This is a genomic window from Lysinibacillus antri (assembly GCF_003977595.1).
Taxonomy (GTDB): Bacteria; Bacillota; Bacilli; order Bacillales_A; family Planococcaceae; genus Ureibacillus; species Ureibacillus antri.
Genome location: NZ_RYYR01000021.1, coordinates 49,208 through 68,852 on the forward strand (window position 1 = coordinate 49,208; position 19,645 = coordinate 68,852).

Annotated in this window: 16 protein-coding genes; 3 read left to right on the forward strand and 13 right to left on the reverse strand. The window is 35.8% G+C overall.

Going from position 1 to position 19,645, the window contains the following annotated elements; genetic code table 11:
* Positions 1-90 precede the first annotated feature (90 nt).
* A complete protein-coding gene (locus EK386_RS14310) occupies positions 91-882 on the forward strand; it encodes a sulfite exporter TauE/SafE family protein (protein ID WP_246027679.1) in 792 nt (263 codons plus the stop codon).
* A gap of 111 nt (positions 883-993) precedes the next feature.
* Here the strand turns inward: EK386_RS14310 and EK386_RS14315 are convergent, their stop codons facing one another.
* The 5 genes from EK386_RS14315 to EK386_RS14335 form a co-directional block, all read right to left on the reverse strand.
* On the reverse strand, positions 994-1,458 hold the full coding sequence (locus EK386_RS14315) for an NUDIX domain-containing protein (RefSeq protein ID WP_126659863.1): 465 nt from the start codon (positions 1,456-1,458) through the stop codon (positions 994-996).
* Between the two features lie 530 nt (positions 1,459-1,988).
* Positions 1,989-2,852: an aminoglycoside phosphotransferase family protein gene (locus EK386_RS14320; protein WP_158674437.1), complete on the reverse strand. Its 864-nt coding sequence runs from the start codon at positions 2,850-2,852 to the stop codon at positions 1,989-1,991.
* A gap of 332 nt (positions 2,853-3,184) precedes the next feature.
* On the reverse strand, positions 3,185-5,191 hold the full coding sequence (locus EK386_RS14325) for a methyl-accepting chemotaxis protein (protein ID WP_126659865.1): 2,007 nt from the start codon (positions 5,189-5,191) through the stop codon (positions 3,185-3,187).
* A 392-nt stretch (positions 5,192-5,583) separates the two neighbouring features.
* Entirely contained in the window at positions 5,584-6,426 is an 843-nt protein-coding gene (gene pgoN, locus EK386_RS14330; RefSeq protein WP_126659866.1) for a glyoxal/methylglyoxal reductase, read from the reverse strand.
* A gap of 2 nt (positions 6,427-6,428) precedes the next feature.
* Complete coding sequence (locus EK386_RS14335) at positions 6,429-7,637, reverse strand: MFS transporter (RefSeq protein ID WP_126659867.1); 1,209 nt, start codon at positions 7,635-7,637, stop codon at positions 6,429-6,431.
* 198 nt (positions 7,638-7,835) lie between these two features.
* Between EK386_RS14335 and EK386_RS14340 the strand changes: the two genes are divergently transcribed.
* A complete protein-coding gene (locus tag EK386_RS14340; protein WP_126659868.1) occupies positions 7,836-8,198 on the forward strand; it encodes a winged helix-turn-helix transcriptional regulator in 363 nt (120 codons plus the stop codon).
* Positions 8,199-8,371: 173 nt separating this feature from the next.
* Here the strand turns inward: EK386_RS14340 and EK386_RS14345 are convergent, their stop codons facing one another.
* The 8 genes from EK386_RS14345 to EK386_RS14380 form a co-directional block, all read right to left on the reverse strand.
* On the reverse strand, positions 8,372-9,583 hold the full coding sequence (locus tag EK386_RS14345; protein WP_342774265.1) for an MFS transporter: 1,212 nt from the start codon (positions 9,581-9,583) through the stop codon (positions 8,372-8,374).
* Between the two features lie 454 nt (positions 9,584-10,037).
* Positions 10,038-10,859 carry a shikimate dehydrogenase gene (aroE, locus tag EK386_RS14350; protein ID WP_126659870.1) on the reverse strand — a complete coding sequence of 274 codons (822 nt, stop codon included), beginning with the start codon at positions 10,857-10,859 and terminating at the stop codon, positions 10,038-10,040.
* 6 nt (positions 10,860-10,865) lie between these two features.
* Positions 10,866-12,287: an aldehyde dehydrogenase family protein gene (locus EK386_RS14355; protein WP_126659871.1), complete on the reverse strand. Its 1,422-nt coding sequence runs from the start codon at positions 12,285-12,287 to the stop codon at positions 10,866-10,868.
* Entirely contained in the window at positions 12,284-12,994 is a 711-nt protein-coding gene (locus EK386_RS14360; protein WP_126659872.1) for an SDR family NAD(P)-dependent oxidoreductase, read from the reverse strand. The genes EK386_RS14355 and EK386_RS14360 overlap by 4 nt, the downstream gene beginning before the upstream one ends.
* A gap of 37 nt (positions 12,995-13,031) precedes the next feature.
* Entirely contained in the window at positions 13,032-14,420 is a 1,389-nt protein-coding gene (gene lpdA, locus EK386_RS14365) for a dihydrolipoyl dehydrogenase (RefSeq protein ID WP_342774266.1), read from the reverse strand.
* A gap of 4 nt (positions 14,421-14,424) precedes the next feature.
* The gene (locus tag EK386_RS14370) at positions 14,425-15,711 is read right to left on the reverse strand and encodes a dihydrolipoamide acetyltransferase family protein (protein ID WP_126659873.1); all 1,287 of its coding nucleotides are present in this window, start codon (positions 15,709-15,711) and stop codon (positions 14,425-14,427) included.
* Between the two features lie 13 nt (positions 15,712-15,724).
* A complete protein-coding gene (locus tag EK386_RS14375; protein ID WP_126659874.1) occupies positions 15,725-16,705 on the reverse strand; it encodes an alpha-ketoacid dehydrogenase subunit beta in 981 nt (326 codons plus the stop codon).
* Between the two features lie 15 nt (positions 16,706-16,720).
* Entirely contained in the window at positions 16,721-17,707 is a 987-nt protein-coding gene (locus EK386_RS14380) for a thiamine pyrophosphate-dependent dehydrogenase E1 component subunit alpha (RefSeq protein WP_126659875.1), read from the reverse strand.
* 164 nt (positions 17,708-17,871) lie between these two features.
* Here EK386_RS14380 and EK386_RS14385 point away from each other — a divergent pair, with 164 nt between their 5' ends.
* Positions 17,872-19,521, forward strand: a complete 1,650-nt coding sequence (locus EK386_RS14385; RefSeq protein WP_126659876.1) for a sigma-54 interaction domain-containing protein — start codon at positions 17,872-17,874, stop codon at positions 19,519-19,521.
* Positions 19,522-19,645 lie beyond the last annotated feature (124 nt).

The window sequence follows — 19,645 nt, forward strand, 5'->3', positions numbered from 1 at the left end:
TTCCTCACCCAATTCATAACTTAATCTTATGAATAAACAAAAATTATATATTTTTCTTATTAATAATATAGCAGTATTTTAAGTGTAGGGGTGATTTGTTTGGAAAACTTACTATTGGAATGGCTATCAATCGATGGTTTCTTATTATTTGTCATTGGTATACTTGCAGCCATTATTGGCGTCATGTTTGGAGCTGCAGGTTTCGTATTACTACCGGCCTTGTTATTAGTCGGCATACCGATTCATGCGACAGTTGCGGTCAATAAGTTTGCAACGGGCGTATCTTCATTTTCGACAGTTCTTGTACTTGTATTAAAAAAGAAAGTACAACTTAAACAAATGCTTCCACTCATGTTACTCGCTGGACTTGGCGGAATAAGTGGTGCATTTTTCGCAACAAGATTGTCGGAACTAACAATGAATATCGTTGCTTGTATTGTGTTAATTGCCATGTTTATATTTGTTTTAAAAAATAATAAAGCTGGATTAGTTACGGATCATCAAGACAATGAACAACGAGACGGCGAACAACGAACTAACCTGTTAGCCCCATTTTTTATTGGAATCTATGATGGTGGGTTTGGACCAGGATCCGCACTTTTAAACATTACATACTTTCTAAAAAATCAATTTAATTATGTGAAAGCCGCTGAAATGACACGATTTATGATGTTTGCAAGTTGTATGAGTGCTTTTTTATTTTACTTTTTCTATGGAATTGTCGATTGGGGCATTGCTATTCCTGTTACAGTTGGCTCAATCGTTGGCTCACATATCGGGCTGAAAATTGTCCCTTATTTAAAAGGAAAATGGCTTCAGATTTTGCTACCATCTATCTTTTTCTTACTAATTATTCAAGTTGTGGCTGACTTGCTATTTTAGTATTTTTATAAAGCGTGTGTATGTAAAGCAATTCATTTTCTAAAGCATAGACTGTCGAGAAGGCTTTGACAGTCTGTTACTTCACTTAAATATCTCAGTGTTTATCATAGATTACTCGAAACTAGATTCGTCTGTTTTTAATGTACTCTCCCACCAGATATCCTTACTTCCGTTTAAATGATTTTTTATTAATTCCCTAAATGGGTAGGGTTGTAAATTTTTATCACTCAATTCATTCACGTTGCACCAGGAAAACTCTAAATGGGATTCAGCAGATATTGGTTTTACGTCTTTTTGCAATTCACTTTCTTTTATTTCGAATACTTGATTTACCTCGAAATGAATCACCCCATTGTGCGCCCATTTGTGTTCTACAACTCCAAGAAAATCTCCAACTGTACAAGTTATTCCTAACTCTTCTTCAAATTCCCTTCCTAAAGCATCTTTTGCACTCTCACCTAGTTCGATCTGACCACCAGGTAAAAAAGTATTTAGATACCCTTTTGATTGTACTAGTAATACTTTATTATCTTCTATTAAGACCCCTCTTACTATATGGTGAAAGATTTCCTTCATAACTTTTCCTCCAACTACTTTTTATTCGAATTGTATAGCAGTCCAAAAACTCCGAATGTAATGGTACTCTATATACGTTTTATTCAATTACAAGGTTGCATTGCTATTATTCAAGAATGGCATAATTGTTGAACAAGCTATAACCTTTTTTCAACCAACGAACAGTTATTCCCAACAGAGAGGACACAACACAACCCGTTCCCTCTTGTTGGTCACTTTTCAAGAAAGAAAATATTCCAAAAATATCCAAAATAAGTTTTAAAATAGTTAACCGTTTGAAAAAATTAAACTTCAGAACAAAAGTGAGCATGACTAATTATTAAAAACATAAGAAAGGAGCCGTCCAAAAAAGATTTTGGACGGCTCCTTTGCGACGAGGATAGTGACAATTTATTGTTACTACCGCAGGAGCACAGCTTTTTAGCGATATTTTATTATTAGAAACGTAGATGTCCAGAAAGTGTAGTGCTTTCTGGACATCCACATCTGCTAATTACATACAATTTAACCAATAGTATCGAATTTTTAAATTATTTAATAAAATCAAAAATATCTGTTTCTATTGTCCATTCTAAACGTCTAACCCATTCCTGCTTCACTTCCAATGGTGCCTTTTTAATCTTATGTAATATTTTCCACACTTTATAAACACAATAACCCTTTAATGATTCAGACGATAATAAAATAGGGCTATTGGCTTTATATTGTTCAATAAAAAGGCTATTTAATGAATTAGCTTGTTCGGGATAGTGAAGTTTTGTGAACCAGCATACCCAACCTACATCATTTAAAGGATTTGCCCATTCAGACCATTCCCAATCTAAAACAGTAAGGACATTATCTTCGGTATACAACACATTATGCACTCCAAAATCGCCATGCGTTAAAACCCAGTTCTGTTTAGAATCATTAACTTTTCGCAGTATCAACTTGGATTTATTTATAAGCTCTGTAGGTACAAAATCTAAATTCATTTTTATGTCGTGTAGGTCACATTCTTTTATTCCATTTGAACTAGAATTATATTTTTTAGAATGTATGTTTTTAGCAAGATTTTCACCTAAGCTTATATATAATTCTTTTGCATTTTCCGCATTATTACTATCTAAAATAGATTGACCATTTTCCCCATTACGGTACTCCATCACGTTTATTTGATTTTCATTAATTTTAAATAACTGATAAAATTTTGGGGCTATTCCTGTTTCATGGATTAATTTTAAGCAGTTTACTTCATTATCAATATCCTGGCTATATACATTAGACACTTTAGCAACTAATAGAGGTTGTGTTCCATCCAATAAGAAAGTTGCATTTGTGTAGCCACCAGCCAAACGAATAGGTGAAAAATCTCCATATATATTTTTTAATTGTTTAAATAGCTGTTCAGTCAAAGTAACACATCCAATTATTGTTTAGTACTTATATTACTATAACAATAGGAAAACTCCTTTAAAAATAAAGTGAAACTTCAATCAGTGGGGGTTTTCCTCATCCCCCACTGATTGTTAGTTGAACCAATCGGGCTTTTACGTGCCGTTAATCTCCCGCCTACCCTTTACACCTTACTTAAGTCTTGAGGCGGGAGTCTTACGGCGCGTTAATGCGAGATAAACAAACCTTTTCCTTTTTTAATTAAATGGAAGTTTGCTGAATAACAATTTATACTTTAGATTTTAATAAAAAAGCAGTATTTCGATTTTAGCCGAAATACTACTTTTTGCTTTTACAATTTAAACTGGCTTACTGCAACCTGCAATGCTTTTGCCATATCGGATAATTGCTCCGTTTGTCGTTTCATTTCTTCCACTGATAACAACTGACTATCTGTTGATGTCGTTACTTCATGCACATAGTCTTTTGAAGATTGGGCAGTAGCAGACATTTCTTCCATTGATGCCGTTACTTCTTCGGTATTTGCACTCATCTGTTGTGCTGAGCTACTAAGTTCCTCGATCTCATGAGCAATTTGTTCTACGGAGTTTACGATTTCCTCAAATCGCTCCCCTAAAGCATTGATAGATTTTAAACCTTGCTCGATTTTCACTTCACCGGATTCTGCTGCTTTTACGGCTTCTCCTGTGTAATCTTGAATCTTTTCAATTAAGGCATTGATTTGCATGGCTGATCCTGCTGTTTGTTCGGATAATTTACGGACTTCCTCTGCTACAACCGCAAAACCTTTTCCAGCCTCTCCTGCCCTTGCTGCCTCAATGGACGCATTTAAAGCAAGTAAATTCGTTTGATCAGATATGTCAGAAATCATACTAGAAATTAATCCAATTTCTTTTGATTCTTTATCTAACTTTCGAATGACTTCAATTTCAATATCCATTCCTTTTTGGATTTCGTTCATATGTTGCATTGAATTTCGAACCGCTTCATGACCATCATGGACTTTAGAAGCGATAAATTCCGTATTTACGGAGACATTATTTGCAACATTGGCTACTTGTGCTACACCTGCAGCCATTTGCTCCATTGCCATTGCACTTTCCTCAGCAGTCACTGCATTCGATTCTGCACCCCGTTCAACTTCAACAATCGCTCGTGCAATATTTTTTGTCATTGATGTCACATTCATCACATCATTCATTACTTCATTTGAAGCTGAATTCACATCACTTGCACTTTTTTCAACATGCACAATCATTTCTCTCATACTAACAACCATTTTTGTTAAAGAACGTGATAATACGCCTAACTCATCAATCCGTTTAAGATACTTTGGTGAAATTTCATGAGTGAAATCTCCTTCTGCTAAGTGTTCACTTATTCGAACAACGTGATTGATTGGTCTACTTACAGATCGTGTAACAAATAAGGCAAATAAAATACCGATCCCAATAATGATAATAGATGTAATGAGGAAGTTTTGTTTTAATTCATTTAACCCAGAGAGTGCTTCATTCTCTACAGCCATCACGCCCATTTTCCAACCATTCTCAAGTGTATAGTAGCCAATGATTTGTTTTTGCCCATCTGAATTACTATATTGATAAATGCCCTCTTCATTATTAATCATTTCTTTTGTCGCAAGGCTTTCACCAGTCATTTTACTGGCTTTATCTTCATTTTCAGCAGCAGTTATAAAATTAACTTGGTCTTTCACTAATTGAAGATTTGGATGTCCTTGGATTGTTCCTTCAGCATTTACAATAAAAGCATAACCACTTTTCCCAATCGTAATTTCTTCGATGACTGATGAAATATAATATCCATCCATACGCGCTAACAATAATGCCTTTTCCCCTGTTACTGTGTCAATAGGTGTAGCAATCATCACAACAGGTTCATTTGTAACTCTACTAATGATTGTATCGGACATAACTGTTTTACCTTGGAATGCTTCCTGAATATAATCACGGTCTCCTAGTTCTGACGTGGAGCCATCCGAGTAGTAGGTAGTGCCATCTTCTGCAACAATTCCAAATCCTAAATAATCTGAACTTTTCTCAAGTTGTTTATTTAAATAGGTAAGTTGGTCTTCCATCTCCATACTTTGAATAACAGATTGTTGGGCAATCGCTTCAATTTCAACATATGTTCGTTTAAAATACTCTTCTATATAATGAGAAATGTCTCCAGCTTTCCATTGTAAATTTGTTTTTACTTGGTCAATGACTGCGTTTGAGCTATTAATATATGAAAATATCCCCAATGTCCCACAAGTAAGCAAAAGTAATGCAACAATTGAAGTAGTTAATTTCGCCCCTATCCCTTTTAATTTCATCTTGTCCCCCTTATTAAATAAGAAAAAGTAGTTACAAATTTTAGGTATTATTACTATAAATAGATTAACACAGGAATATTTTGATAGTAAATAATAATTGCCAATAGTATAAAAACACTATTTATACAGTGTGAAGAGAATTAATACTACTTCACCAGAAACACCTGTTTCAACATTTAAATCAAAGCCACCACCCGCCATATGACACAAAACATGATGGCGATGAAGACGGTTGGGCGTGTAAATCATCGAGGAAATATGGTTTTTACATTAAAAAAGGTAGCCACGATCAAAAACTCCTTGATCATGACTACCTTTACTACTTTCAAAAATACTCTTCAAACTTTTACTTGTTATCGTGTGGGCTCTTTATTTTCTCTTTTGAAAATTAATTAGAAATCAAAATTGTCCGGATCTGGTCCTACCCGAAGATTTTGATTCAATCCATGAATGATTTCCATTTCCTCACTAGTTAATTCGAAATCAAATACATTAGCATTTTCAATAATTCGATGTTCTTTCGTTGATTTAGGAATCGTTACAACTTCATTTTGCAAATCCCAACGTAAGATAACTTGTGCTACGGTTTTATTATGCTTATTAGCAATTTCTTTTAACACTTCGTTATCTAGTAATTGACCTTGCATCAGTGGAGACCATGCCTCAAGCTGAATATCATTCTCTCTACAAAATACTTGTAGCTCTTTTTGAGTTAATTTTGGATGGTATTCAACTTGATTGATCATTGGCTTAATTTCAGCCTCTTTCATTAAATCCTTGAGATGATGTATTTGAAAATTACTAACACCAATTGCTTTTACTCGACCTTCTTTATATAGAGTTTCTAGCGCTCTCCACGCATCCTTGTATTTCCCTTCAACTGGCCAATGAATCAGATATAAATCTAAATACTCTAAGCCAAGCTTTTCGATGCTTTTCTCATATGCAGCAATAGTAGATTCGTATCCTAAATCTGTATTCCAAACCTTCGACGTTACAAACAACTCTTCTCTAGAAATACCGGATTCTTCTACGCCTTCTTTAATACCTTTTCCAACACCTTCTTCATTCCCATAAATAGCTGCTGTATCAACACTTCGGTATCCATGTTTGATGGCTGTTTTTACAGCATTCACTAGCTCCGGACCTTCTTTTACTTTAAAAACACCAAGTCCAAACCAAGGCATTTTTACTCCATTATTTAAAGTTGTTGTATCTTGTAAATTTTTAATCATTGTTAATTAACCTCCAAATTATATTTCATAAGATTATCCTTTTGTTCTAAAGCTTTACTTACTCCCGTTAGAATAGCCGCACCTACTACCATTAATGCACCAATCCACGATGTATGGATAAGACCTATAGAATCTGTAATAAGCCCTCCAAAATAAGAACCCATTGCGATCCCTGCGTTAAAAGCAGCAATATTGATAGCCGATGCCACATCCACTGCACTTGGAACAAAACGCTCTGCAAGCATTACTACATATACTTGTAAACCTGGCACATTCATAAATGCCAATAAACCCATGCAAAGTATTGTTATTAATCCAGCAATTTTAAATGGAGCTGTAAACATCAATATAAATAAGACAGCTGCTTGTACAATAAACATGTAAAACAACGCACGAATTGGATTTTTATTCGATAGTTTCCCACCGATCATATTTCCAATAGCAATTGCAATTCCATAAGCTAATAAAATAATTGCTACCGTACTTTCTTTAAACCCCGTTATATCTTGGAGTAATGGTGATAAGAAGGTAAAAACAACAAAGGTTCCACCGTATCCTAATGCAGTAATGATAAATAACAATAATAATCGACCATTTGTCACAAGTTTAACCTGATCGCGTAAAGTTGTTTTTACTCCTTTGCGTAAATTGGATGGGACGAGAATGCCATTTCCAATAAGAGCAATAACACCAACGATAATAATGACAATAAATGCTGCTCTCCAACCTAGCTGCTGGCCAATAAAAGTTCCAAATGGTACACCAGTAACTGTAGCTACCGTAAGACCTGTAAACATAATCGATATAGCACTAGCTCTCCGATTTTCGGGAACTAAATCTGCAGCAATTGTAGACCCTATCGACATGAATATACCATGTGAAAGTGCTGATATGACACGTGCAACTAGTAATAGAGTAATAGAATTAGAAATTGCAGCAAGTGTATTTCCAGCAATAAATAGAATCATGATCCATAGTAATAACGTTTTACGTGACATTCTTGATGTTAAAGATGTCAGTATCGGCGCCCCAAAAGTTACCCCTAATGCATATAAAGAAACAGTTAACCCTGCAGTCGTAACTGGAATATTTAAATCCTTAGCAATCAATGGCAGCAATCCTACACTGATAAATTCCGTAGTACCTATCGCAAATGCACTTATTGCTAACGCAAGTAATGCCAAGGTACTTTGTCTTTTCCCCATATCCATATTATTCTCTCCTCTTGAAGTTATCTAACATATGATTTCTTACAAATAATCAAATGAATGAAATTTGTAGTATGAATCAGCCGGCAAATGCTATTATGAGATATACTAACTACAAATTGAAGTACGCACTTTCAAGTAATATAGATACCAAAAAGTAACGTAGGCACTTTTTAGTTCCTATAAATAGGAGGTCATACCATGCAAAAGAAGAAATACAATATATCCGTAGAAGCTACTTTAGAGGTAATTGGAGGCAAGTGGAAATGCGTGATCCTTTGCCATCTGACTCATGGAAAAAAGCGGACAAGCGAATTAAAACGCCTCATGCCGAATATTACACAAAAAATGCTAACTCAACAGCTCCGTGAACTAGAGGAGGATGGGGTTATTAATCGTATCGTTTATAATCAAGTACCCCCAAAAGTGGAGTATGAATTAAGTGAATATGGACAAAGTTTAGAAGCAATATTAAATTCTTTATGTACTTGGGGAGAAAACCATATTGTCAAAGTTTACGGTGATAAATCAGAGGTTTTAGAAGAAAGTATTTTAAATGATTAACTCTTGTATTTGTACGATTGCTTAATTCAAACCATTTAATTCCAGTAATATAACTGATAGAACATTAAAAAAAGCATTACCGAGGGGACGCGTTGCAATTTCCGGGTAGCTCCTCAACTTCATAAAAAAGTAGCTATCTCCAGAAACTTTGGTGATAGCTACTTTTTAAATTTTTACTCTTGTTGACTACAAACAGGTTCACTATATCGAATATCTTTCTTTCTACCTATTAATCTCCAATACACTGGAATAGTCAAGGTGATGATGACACCACATAAAATATACAACATGGGGAAGCCCCATTTCGCTGAAACAATCCCTAACACAAAGGCACCTATTGCAATACCTGAATCAAATATTGTAAAGAACGTTGAAGTTGCATGTCCACTTCGATGTTTTTGTGCCGATTGAATTGCTAATGCTTGTAAACAAGGAACAGTGGAACCATAGCCAACGCCCATGAGAACCCCTGCTACTAATAATGTTGCAACCGTGTGCATGTTACTTAACAAAAATAATCCGGACGCATAAAAGATGAAGGAAGGATAAACAACAGCATTTGGACCCTTCGTATCATATAATTTACCAGTAAAAGGTCGAACTGCCATCATTGCAATCGCAAAGGCAATGAAAAATAAACTTACATATTCAAATACACCTCTTGTCTCTGCGTACACAGAAATGAAGGACATAACACTCGCATAAGCAAAGGCTGTTAAATAACCGACAATTGCAACCGGAATGACCCTTTTTTCAAAGAGATCATGCCATGAAAGACGATACCACTTCGCAGTTGAGGTTTGTGGGTGATATTCCGAAACTTTCAAGGTAAAGGCAAAGAGATAGCCAATGACAATAACAGTAACTAAACCGATGATTAATACTTTATACGAATACAACTGAAATATAGTCAATGCAATAAATGGACCAAATACAACCGCTAAATTCATGGATAACGCAAAATAACCAAGTCCTGCACCTTTACGGCTTTCTGGAATATTATCATTCACAACTGTAATTAACACGGTTGTGACAATACTAAACCAAATACCATGAAAGAATCGAAGGGCAAGGAGCAAAGAGAGAGATTCAATAAAAACATATAGAATGGACGATAGACAAAAGAGTAGCTCGGAAATAAGAAGCGTTTTTCGTTTCCCAAACATTTCAATGATTTTACCTGAAAAAGGTCTTATGATAATGGCTGACAACATAAAAATGGTCATCGCTAGCCCTGCCTGCCCTTCCGTTCCGTTTAAGTCATTAAGGATATAGATAGGTAAAATCGTTAACAATGCATAATAAACAGTAAACAAAAAGAAGTTGTTAATAAGTGCCACCAAGAACGGTCCTGTCCATATTTTTGCGTTAATATTTTGCTCCATAAAATTCCCTTCCTTTTCATCATGAAGAATTCTTAATAAATAAATGAGAAAGTCAACTAATAAAACGATACTGGAAATAGAAAAGGATAGGAGGTCATTTTCCGATTCTCTTTATCCAAACAGCCTCTGTCGCCTTACTTTTAGAGCTGTTATTAGAAAAGCACAAGCGCCCTCGCTTAGCCCCGACAAGCGCTGGAGGGACCTGACAAGTGTGCTCGCACACGTGGGAAGGTACCGAAGCGACCTCGAGGGGCTAGGGCGCTGAAGCTAGACACTCTTCAAACTCCAAAAAGTTTTATACTTTCTTATTCAGCAAAAAAAGATATCGCAAAAGTAGGGGATTTACTTCTGCGATTTCTTATTTAAAGAGGATTGCTTATTTATATTAAAGGGGAATTTTTTATGGCAGTTAAACGATTTAATTATATATTTCACATAGAAGGAGTGAAGGTTATTAATCTATCTTTTTGATTAGATTTTGCATTTCTTCATAATTTACTTCTTTTTGAAACCACATCTTTATTGCTTTATGATTTTGTTGGATCAGCATACTTAATCCATTTTGTACTTGACCACCTAATTGGGATGCGTTTTTTAAAAAAGCAGTACTAGGTGGGTTATATATGATATCCGAAAATATCGCACCTTGTTTGATATTAGAAAATTTGACGGGGGATTCGTCTATTTTCGGCCACATCCCAATAGGCGTTGTTTGAATGACAAGATCGTATTCTGACATTCGCTTTTCTGCTTCATCTAAGGTGAAAATACGATTATATGTGTCTATGCTATTTTTTACTTTTTCAATTTTTCTGTTCGCGATGTTAATGTTTATGTTGTTAAACTGCAATAGCTCGAAATAGATGGACTTCGCTGCTCCACCAAATCCAATAATCAGTACATTCTTGTTATCTAGGTTTTGTAAATGAAAGTGTTGAAGTAAACCTGATAACCAAGCCTTCCCATCGAAGTTAAACCCAACGTATTTCCCATTGATGTTATGAACGATATTTACAACGCCCGTATTTTTCGCTGTTATATCTAATTCATCTAAGTATGGAATAATTCTTTCTTTATATGGAATTGTGACGATTAAACCTTTCACATTTTGAGCTTTTAACTTTAACATTTCGTTTTCGAAATGTTCTTCTTGGACTTGGAATTTTTGAAACTGTGCATCTATTGAATTCTTTTTATACGTTTCATTTTGCAACAATGGCGATAATGAATGATCTAAAGGGTTTCCCAAAATACCATAGATGTTAATGTCAATCACCTACTTTTAATTATGATTCCAAACAACAAGCTTAAGTTCTGTCATTTCCTCAATCGCGTACTTGATCCCTTCACGACAGTTTCCACTTTCTTTTACTCCTCCGTAAGGCATGTGATCCACTCTGAAAGTTGGTACATCGTTAATGATGACACCACCAACTTCTAAATGTTTAATTGCTTGAGAAGCATTTAAAATGTTATTTGTGAAGATGCCAGCTTGTAATCCAAAAATAGAATCATTGATTTGTTGGATTGCTTCATCAACGCTTGAAATTTTGTTTACCGTTACAACTGGCGCAAAAGCTTCCTGACAAGATACTTTTGAAGTATTACCAACGTTAGATAAGATAGTTGGTCTTAAAATCTGATTTTCAATGGTACCACCTGTTGTTAAAGAGGCACCTTCTGTAACTGCTTCCTCAATCCAAGTCTTCGCACGAGATAAATCGCCTTCACTTATTAATGCGGAGATATCTGTGTTGATATCAAGTGGATCACCTAACACTAATTGGTCCGTTCTTTCTTTAAACTTACGAGTAAACTCTTCGATAATTTGTTCGTGAACATAAATGCGTTGTAGTGAAATACAGACTTGTCCTTGGTTCGAAAATGCCGCATTTACACATTTATCAATGATCGAATCCACATCAACATCTTTATCAATAATTAGTCCAGCATTTGACCCAAGCTCTAATGATACTCTTTTTAGTCCTGCTCGAGTTTTAATGTTTTTACCCACTTCTGGGCTTCCTGTGAAAGTCACCATTTTTACTTTTTCATTTTCAACTAATGCATCACCAACAACTTTTCCGCTACCAGTGACTAAGTTAAATGCACCTTTTGGCAGGTCTGTTTGAGCTAGTAATTCAGCTAAAAAGATTGCGGACAATGGCGTTTGAGATGCTGGTTTTAATACAATGGTGTTCCCAGCTGCAATGGCTGGACCTACTTTATGAGCGACTAAGTTCATTGGGAAATTAAACGGTGTAATCGCCGCAATTACGCCTATAGGTTCATGAATAGTAAAGCCAATTTTATTTGCCCCATTTTTAGCCGCATCAATCGGAATTACTTCACCGGAAATTCGTTTCGCTTCCTCAGCCGCAAATTTATAAGTCTCGATTGTTCGATCAACTTCACTTATCGCAAATTTTAAAGGCTTCGCCGATTCTAAAGAAATAATTTCAGCAGCTTTGTCTTTATTAGTTGTTAATAGATTCACTAATTGATCTAATATCGTGGATCTTTGGAAAGAAGAGAGACCTTTCATTGTATTAAAGGTTTCTTGTGCTGAATCCACTGCTTTGTTCACTTGTTCTTTCGTTGCTTGAGCAATTTCTGCAATTACTTCTCGAGAATACGGAGATTTTAGTTCGCTATATTTTTCTCCATCTTCCCAATTGCCATTAATAAATAGATTTTTTTTCATCGTGATAATACCCCTCCGTCCACTGGAATTAAAACGCCTGTTACATAATCTGATGCAGGACTTGCTAAAAATAGTGCTGTACCCACAATATCTTGAGGACTTCCCCATCGATTAGCAGGGATACGCTTTTCAAATTCAGCTTTTCTCGTTGGATTATTTAAAATGTCCGTATTCATATCAGTTAAAATGTACCCCGGAGCAATCGCGTTTACTTGTATTCCGTAAGATGCCCATTCATTGGATAAAGACTTTGTTAATTGCAGTACGGCACCTTTACTTGCAGAATAGGGTGATGAATTATAGGCCCCAATGACCGATACAATCGAGCTTAAATTAATAATTTTCCCTCTACCTTGTTCCTTCATTTTTCTGGCAGCTACTCGGCATAATTCAAATAGGGATGTTACATTTAAATTAAAGATTTTCTGCCACATATCTAACGGAACATCGACTGCCGGACTACGCTTAATAATTCCTGCACAGTTGATCAAAATATCAATTCTTCCATCTAACTTTTCTAGAGCTTGATGGAAAGTTGCTTCTATTTTTTCAATTTCCATTAAGTCACATTTAATGTACTCAACATTTAACTCTTGTAGATTCTCAATCTTGTCAGAAATATCTAGGACTACAATATGTGCGCCTGCTTCTTTAAAAGCTTTTACAAACTCAAATCCAATCCCTTGAGCGCCACCTGTAATTATCATCTTTTGATTTTGTAAATCGAATAAATTCTGGCTGATGTTAATGCACCCCTTTCCCAATACTTAAGTTCGCAACTTCCATAAAGATCTCTGATAATGAAGGGTGAGGTTGAACCATTTCCGCCATTTCAAATACAGTTCCTTCAAGGTGCATATAAGCAGAACCTTGGCTAATTAATTCCGTTACATTCGGACCAATCATACATATTCCCAAAATCTCTCCATATTTAGGATCCGTAAATAGTTTGACAAAGCCATCTGTTTTTCCTAAAGTTTGGGCTTTCCCGATTCCTTGGACAGAATATTTAAACACGTTATAATCGATGTTTTGGTTTTTTAAGTCTTGTTCTGCGTAGCCCACACTAGCAATCTGTAAATTTGTATAAATACAACGTGGGATAATGTTATAGTCCATCTTTTTTTGCTTATTTAGTATATTTTCAATACAATTTAAGCCTTCTGCACTCGCCACATGGGCAAGTTGATAGCCCCCAATCACATCTCCAATCGCATAAATATTCGCGATATTCGTTTGTAAGTAGTCATTTACTTTTAAAAACGGACCATTATGTTGAAAATCTAAGTTTTGTGTAGCCGATAGATTCGGTGTTCTTCCGACTGCCACTAGCAACTGATCTGTTTCAAGAGCTAGCGAATTATTGCCACTTTCCTCGATAGTCAAAGTCGTTGAAGCTCCATTGTTTTCTACTTTTTTCAATAAGGCGTTTGTTAAAATCTTGATACCGCTTTTCTTCAAATGTTTTTGTAGTAACTTGGAAGCTTCTGAATCTTCCATAGGGATGATTCGATCACTATATTCCACAATCGTTACGTTTGAACCGAAACTGTTGAATGCATTGGCTAATTCTACGCCTATAACTCCACCCCCAACAATCACAAGGGAAGAGGGGATTTCTTTTATATCAAAGATGGTATCGGTTGTGTGATACTGAACGTTTTCTAACCCTTCAATTTTAGGAATGGAGGGTTTGCTGCCGGTCGCTACGATAATATTTTTAGTTGAGATTGAATGTACTGTATCAGCAGTTTGGATGACAACCTCAGTAGGGTTTTTAATTGTCCCGAACCCATTAAAGACGTCCACTTTTTTTGACTTTAATAAGGAGCTGATTCCATTCCTTAAATTGTTAAGTACATTGTTTTTAAAACCTACTAATCCATCTAGTGATAAATTAATATCTTTTACGAAAATCCCTCTTGATTCACTATGTTTGATGTCTTCAAGGAGTTCTGCGTTTTTTAAATAGGTTTTAGAAGGGATACAGCCTTTGTTAAGGCATGTACCTCCTAAATGTTCAGCTTCAATCAGTGCCACTTTCAGACCTTCGCTAGCAGCTCGTAAAGCAGCTACATAGCCACCTGGTCCACCACCAATAATTGTTACATCATAAGTAGTCAATATTTTCACCCCTTTAAACTAGCATTTTCATTGGATTCTCCAGATAATCTTTTAAATCCGTTAAAAATTGGGCTGCCGGTGCCCCGTCAATAATGCGATGGTCAAAAGATAAAGACAGTTGCATCGTTGGATTAATGACAACTTCGCCATTTCTCACAACCGGTTTTTCAACGATTCGACCAACGCCTAAGATTGCCGATTGTGGTTGATTAATAATTGGATTAAATGTATCCACGGCGTACATTCCTAAATTACTAATCGTAAACGTACCTTGTTCAAAATACTCCGGATGTAATTTGCCACTCTTAATATTTGAGACCAGTTGTTTACTAGAATTCACAATGCCAGATAGCCCAATTTTGTCCGCATTCTTAATAACTGGAACAACTAACCCTTCGTCCAATGCGACCGCAAATCCAACATTGATGTCTTCGTATTGGTAAATTTCATCCTTCTGTAAGGAAATATTTAACGATTTATTTTTCGATAATGTATGAGCAACTGCTTTAATCATTAAGTCGTTATAAGAAAGGCGATGACCTGTTTCTTTCTCAATGATTGGAATTAACTGTTTCCGTAGAGCCACACACTCGGACATATTGATTTCTACACTTAACGTCACATGTGGGGCAGTATAATAACTTTCCGCCATTCGTTCTGCGATGACCTTTCGCATCCCTTTTAAAGGTGTTTTTGTAACATTTGGTTTTACTTCTTCTTTTATAATCGTTGGTGCTTGTGTAGTAGCGAGCACATCTTGTTTGGTGATTTTGCCATTATGCCCTGTTCCAGTAATTTCATTAGGTGAAACCTGTAAATCTTCTGCTATTTTCTTAGCTAAAGGTGTGATGGAAGACGATTCTTGTTTTAAATATTCCTCTACATCCTTACGTTGGATTCGATTATTCGGTCCAGTTCCTTGAATGAAGGAAAGCGATATATTATGATCTTTTGCTAATTTATTCGCAGCTGGTGTTTTTCTTGGCTTCGCACCATTTTCAGTTCCTGGTTGTGGTGCTTGTGTTTCGCTCACCACCGTGTTAGGGATTTCAACAGGTTCGTTTTTATTCCCCATGTAAGCGATTACCTCATGTACATTAACCGTTGTGCCGGGTTCGTATAAGGTTTTTAGTAAATAACCTGTTGTCTCAGCCTCAACTTCAAGGACAATTTTGTCTGTTTGAATTTCCGCAATTGGATCGCCTTCCTCTATTAAATCACCTTCATTTGCCATCCAACTAACGATCATTCCTTCTTCCATCGTTGCGCCTAGCTTCGGCATAACTATTTCTGTCGCCATTATTCTGCACCTCTCATCGATTTAAGAGTTCCAAACATTTTTGATAAATATCGTGTACTTGAGGAATCGCTGCTTTCTCAAGTTCTGGGTTATAAGGAATAGGTGCTTCTGCGCCACCTAATCGTAAAATGGGTGCATCTAAATAATCAAAAGCATCACTTTCTGCGATTAAGCTCACAATTTCAGTACCAAACCCATTTCTTTTTACTGCTTCATATGCCACTAAAACTCTACCCGTCTTTTTAACAGATTCTAAGATTGTTTTTTCATCAAGTGGCACTAATGTACGTGGGTCAATTACTTCTACATCAATCCCTTCAGCTGCTAATTGTTCTGCTGCTTCAAGGGCTCTGTTCACCATTAACCCTGTTGCAATAATTGTGATATCTTTTCCATCACGTTTGATATCTGCTACACCTAATGGAATTTCGTATAGTTCTTCTGGTACGTCGCTTTTTACGTTATAAAGCATTTTGTGTTCATAAAACATGACAGGATTATCGTCTTTAATCGCCGCCGCTAATAATCCTTTTGCATCATAAGCGTTCGAAGGTTGAACCACCTTTAATCCAGGAATATGTGTCATCCAGGCTTCTAAACTTTGCGAGTGTTGAGCAGCAAATCCAGCACCAGATCCACTAGGTAAACGTACGACCATTGGCACTTTCGCTTTCCCGCCAAACATATAACGCATTTTCGCAGCTTGGTTTACGATGTTGTCCATTGCGATTACGACAAAATCAGAGAATTGAATTTCTAAAATTGGGCGCATTCCTGTCATAGCAGAACCGACAGCACAGCCACTGATCGCTGCTTCTGAAATTGGCGTAATACGTACTCGTTCAGGGCCAAATTCATCAATCATACCGCTAGTAACACCAAATGCTCCGCCATAAACGCCGATATCTTCTCCTAAAATGTATACATCTTCATCTTCACGCATCATTTGTAACATAGATTCTCTTACTGCTTCTGAATAACTGATTTCTCTCATTGCGTTTCTTCCTTTCTAGACATAAATATCTGTCATCAATGTATCTAAACTTGGACTTTCGCTATTTTCCGCAAATTCCACGGCTTCTTGAATTTGTTTGACCGCTTTTTCATTCAGTTCCGCAAAGTCCTCTTCTGTAATAATTTCATTTTCAATTAAAAACGTTCTAAATCGTTCAATTGGATCGTTTGATTTTTTCCATTCTTTTTCTTCATCACGTGTTCGATATTTACGCGCATCACTTCTAGAATGACCTTCCCAACGATACGTGTTTGCTTCAATTAAAGTTGGACCGTTGTTGTTTCTAGCACGCTCAACAGCTGTACTTGTCGCCTTAACGACTTCTAAAATATCATTTCCATCAATCGTTTCACTTGGAATGCCATAGCTAGATCCTCGAACGGCAATTGATTCAATATTGGTCATTTCTTTAATTGATCCAGACATACCATAGAGATTATTTTCACAGAAGAAAATAATTGGTAAGTTCCAAACCGATGCTAGATTTAAAGATTCATGGAAAGCTCCTTCATTTGTAGCACCGTCTCCAAAGAAGCAAAGAACCACATACCCTAAATTTTTCATTTGTGATGTTAACGCTGCACCTGTGCCTAAAGGTAGACCAGCTGCCACAATCCCATTTGCTCCTAGATTTCCGACTTCCATATCCGCAATATGCATGGAGCCGCCTTTCCCTTTACAGTAACCTGTTTCTTTACCTAAAAGTTCAGCGACCATTTTATTTACATCTGTTCCTTTTGCAATACTGTGACCGTGGCCACGGTGTGTACTTGTAATTTTGTCTTCCTTCGTTAGTGGAAAACAAGCGCCAACAGCTGTTGCTTCTTGACCGATGCACAAATGCATAGTTCCGTGAATTTTCCCTTGTTGATATAGTTGCTTTAGGTTTTCTTCAAATTTCCGAATAAGAATCATGTCATACAACATATTTGTAAGATCATGGTTATTTAAATTTAATTCGTTTATTATTTGGTTTGACATACCCTGTCCCTCCTTAAAAGATGTTCATAATATTAAAAGCAAAAAACATGCCAACTTTTATTTAATAAAAAATTGCAATATTTCCACGTTTTAGACAAAAAAATGATGTATTATTCTAATTAATGATGTTTAATTACATCGTTTTTGATAAGGGGGGGTACGAAATGTTTGTTGAACAAATAAAGTTAATTGGAGTTGTAGAGTGGGATAAGGATAAAGAACTTATAAAATTTAATAAAGTTGCAGAGGAATACGATTATTTATTTGATGACATTAAGAATCACATCAATCAGGGGTATCATTATTTTTGTTTCATAAATGCATCAATTGAAGTAAATGTAATAATTTCACAAGAAAACCCTAACAATTATACTATTTTCATCTTACCGATTGATAACAGTTTGAAAGAGGAATTTGCAGAAGAACTAGAAGACGTGATTAATTCATCTTTTGACGGGATCGTGATTGCGGATGCGGAGGGTATAATTTTATATCAAAATCCTGCATATGAACGAATTACTGGGCTTTCAACTGAATTTTGTATAGGTAAAAGCCTGCAGGAATTGGTTGATATTGGTGTGATTGACATATCCGCCTCTTTAAAAGCAATAAAAGAAAAACGCTCTGTCACGATAAGTCAGAAAATTGAAACTGGCAGGAGCGTTCTAGTGACAGCCGTGCCTATCACAAATAAACAAGGGGAAATCATTAAAATCGTTAATAACGTACGTGATTTAACGCAATTAAGTAAGCTTGAGGTTGAAATTCATGAATTAGAAATTGAAAACAAAAAAATTAGTGAAGAGTTACAACAATTAAAACAAAATAAAGATCCAAAATACTCGATCATTGCCCATTCCTCTCAAATGAAAGAGGTACTGGATCGTGCGCTAAGAATTGCGCAAATCGATTCAGGTGTACTGATCCAAGGTCCTTCTGGGGTAGGTAAGGAAAAGATTTTAGATTTAATTCATCGATATAGCATTAGAAAAGACGGCCCACTGATTAAAATTAACTGTGGAGCGATACCAGAATCGTTATTAGAGTCAGAATTATTTGGATATGAATCCGGATCCTTTACGGGTGCTGTAAAAGGTGGAAAAGCAGGCCTATTTGAAGTAGCAAATAAAGGAACGATTTTTTTAGATGAAATTGGAGAAATGCCTTTACAATTACAAGTAAAATTACTACGAATTCTTCAAGAAAGGGAAGTTGTTCGAATCGGTGGTAAAAAGGCAATTCAGGTAGATGTTCGAGTAGTAGCGGCAACGAATAAAAATTTACTTGAAATGATTGAAAAAGGTACATTTAGAGAGGATTTATATTATCGCTTAAATATCGTTCCTATTGAAATTCCTCCTTTAGAACATAGAAAAGATGATGTAATACCGCTGATTTATCATTTTATCAATGGCTTAAATTTAAAGTATGGATTAAATAAAAGCTTCTCTCGAGAAGTATTAGATCGATTTGTGAATTATAATTGGCCTGGAAATGTAAGGGAACTACAAAACATAGTTGAGCGAGTAGTCTTAATGAGCCGAAGTTCGGTCATTACGATTGAAGACTTACATAAAGAGCTTAATACCAGTAATATTCAATTAGTTAATAGTAATGTCAAAGCCGAAGCCGTATCTAATATTCAAACCTCTTTAAAAGAACAAGTTGAATCCTTTGAAGAAGAGCTTATTCGAGATGTAATTAAAAATTATCCAAGTATTCGAAAAGCTGCGGTCGCTTTAAAAATTGATCAATCGACTTTGGTAAGAAAATTGCAAAAGTATAGTATTGAAAGTACGGAAAAAACGAAATAAAAGGAGGCAGAAGCAATTAATGCTTCTGCCTTCAGATTGTCGACAAAAGGCTTTCAGAATGGTCTCATTCTGAAAGCCTTTTGTCATTTTTCCGGATTTTTGGGTATTATATCGATTTATTTTA

Coding starts and splice junctions, on each gene's coding strand:
- EK386_RS14340 (WP_126659868.1), top strand. CDS start 7,836: ATGCAAAAGAAGAAATACAATATATCCGTAGAAGCTACTTTAGAGGTA.
- EK386_RS14345 (WP_342774265.1), bottom strand. CDS start 9,583: ATGGAGCAAAATATTAACGCAAAAATATGGACAGGACCGTTCTTGGTG.
- EK386_RS14360 (WP_126659872.1), bottom strand. CDS start 12,994: ATGATAATTACAGGTGGCGCTCAAGGGATTGGATTTGAGTTTGTAAAA.
- EK386_RS14325 (WP_126659865.1), bottom strand. CDS start 5,191: ATGAAATTAAAAGGGATAGGGGCGAAATTAACTACTTCAATTGTTGCA.
- EK386_RS14370 (WP_126659873.1), bottom strand. CDS start 15,711: ATGGCGACAGAAATAGTTATGCCGAAGCTAGGCGCAACGATGGAAGAA.
- EK386_RS14335 (WP_126659867.1), bottom strand. CDS start 7,637: ATGGATATGGGGAAAAGACAAAGTACCTTGGCATTACTTGCGTTAGCA.
- EK386_RS14375 (WP_126659874.1), bottom strand. CDS start 16,705: ATGAGAGAAATCAGTTATTCAGAAGCAGTAAGAGAATCTATGTTACAA.
- EK386_RS14380 (WP_126659875.1), bottom strand. CDS start 17,707: ATGTCAAACCAAATAATAAACGAATTAAATTTAAATAACCATGATCTT.
- EK386_RS14315 (WP_126659863.1), bottom strand. CDS start 1,458: ATGAAGGAAATCTTTCACCATATAGTAAGAGGGGTCTTAATAGAAGAT.
- EK386_RS14355 (WP_126659871.1), bottom strand. CDS start 12,287: ATGAAAAAAAATCTATTTATTAATGGCAATTGGGAAGATGGAGAAAAA.
- pgoN (WP_126659866.1), bottom strand. CDS start 6,426: ATGATTAAAAATTTACAAGATACAACAACTTTAAATAATGGAGTAAAA.
- EK386_RS14385 (WP_126659876.1), top strand. CDS start 17,872: ATGTTTGTTGAACAAATAAAGTTAATTGGAGTTGTAGAGTGGGATAAG.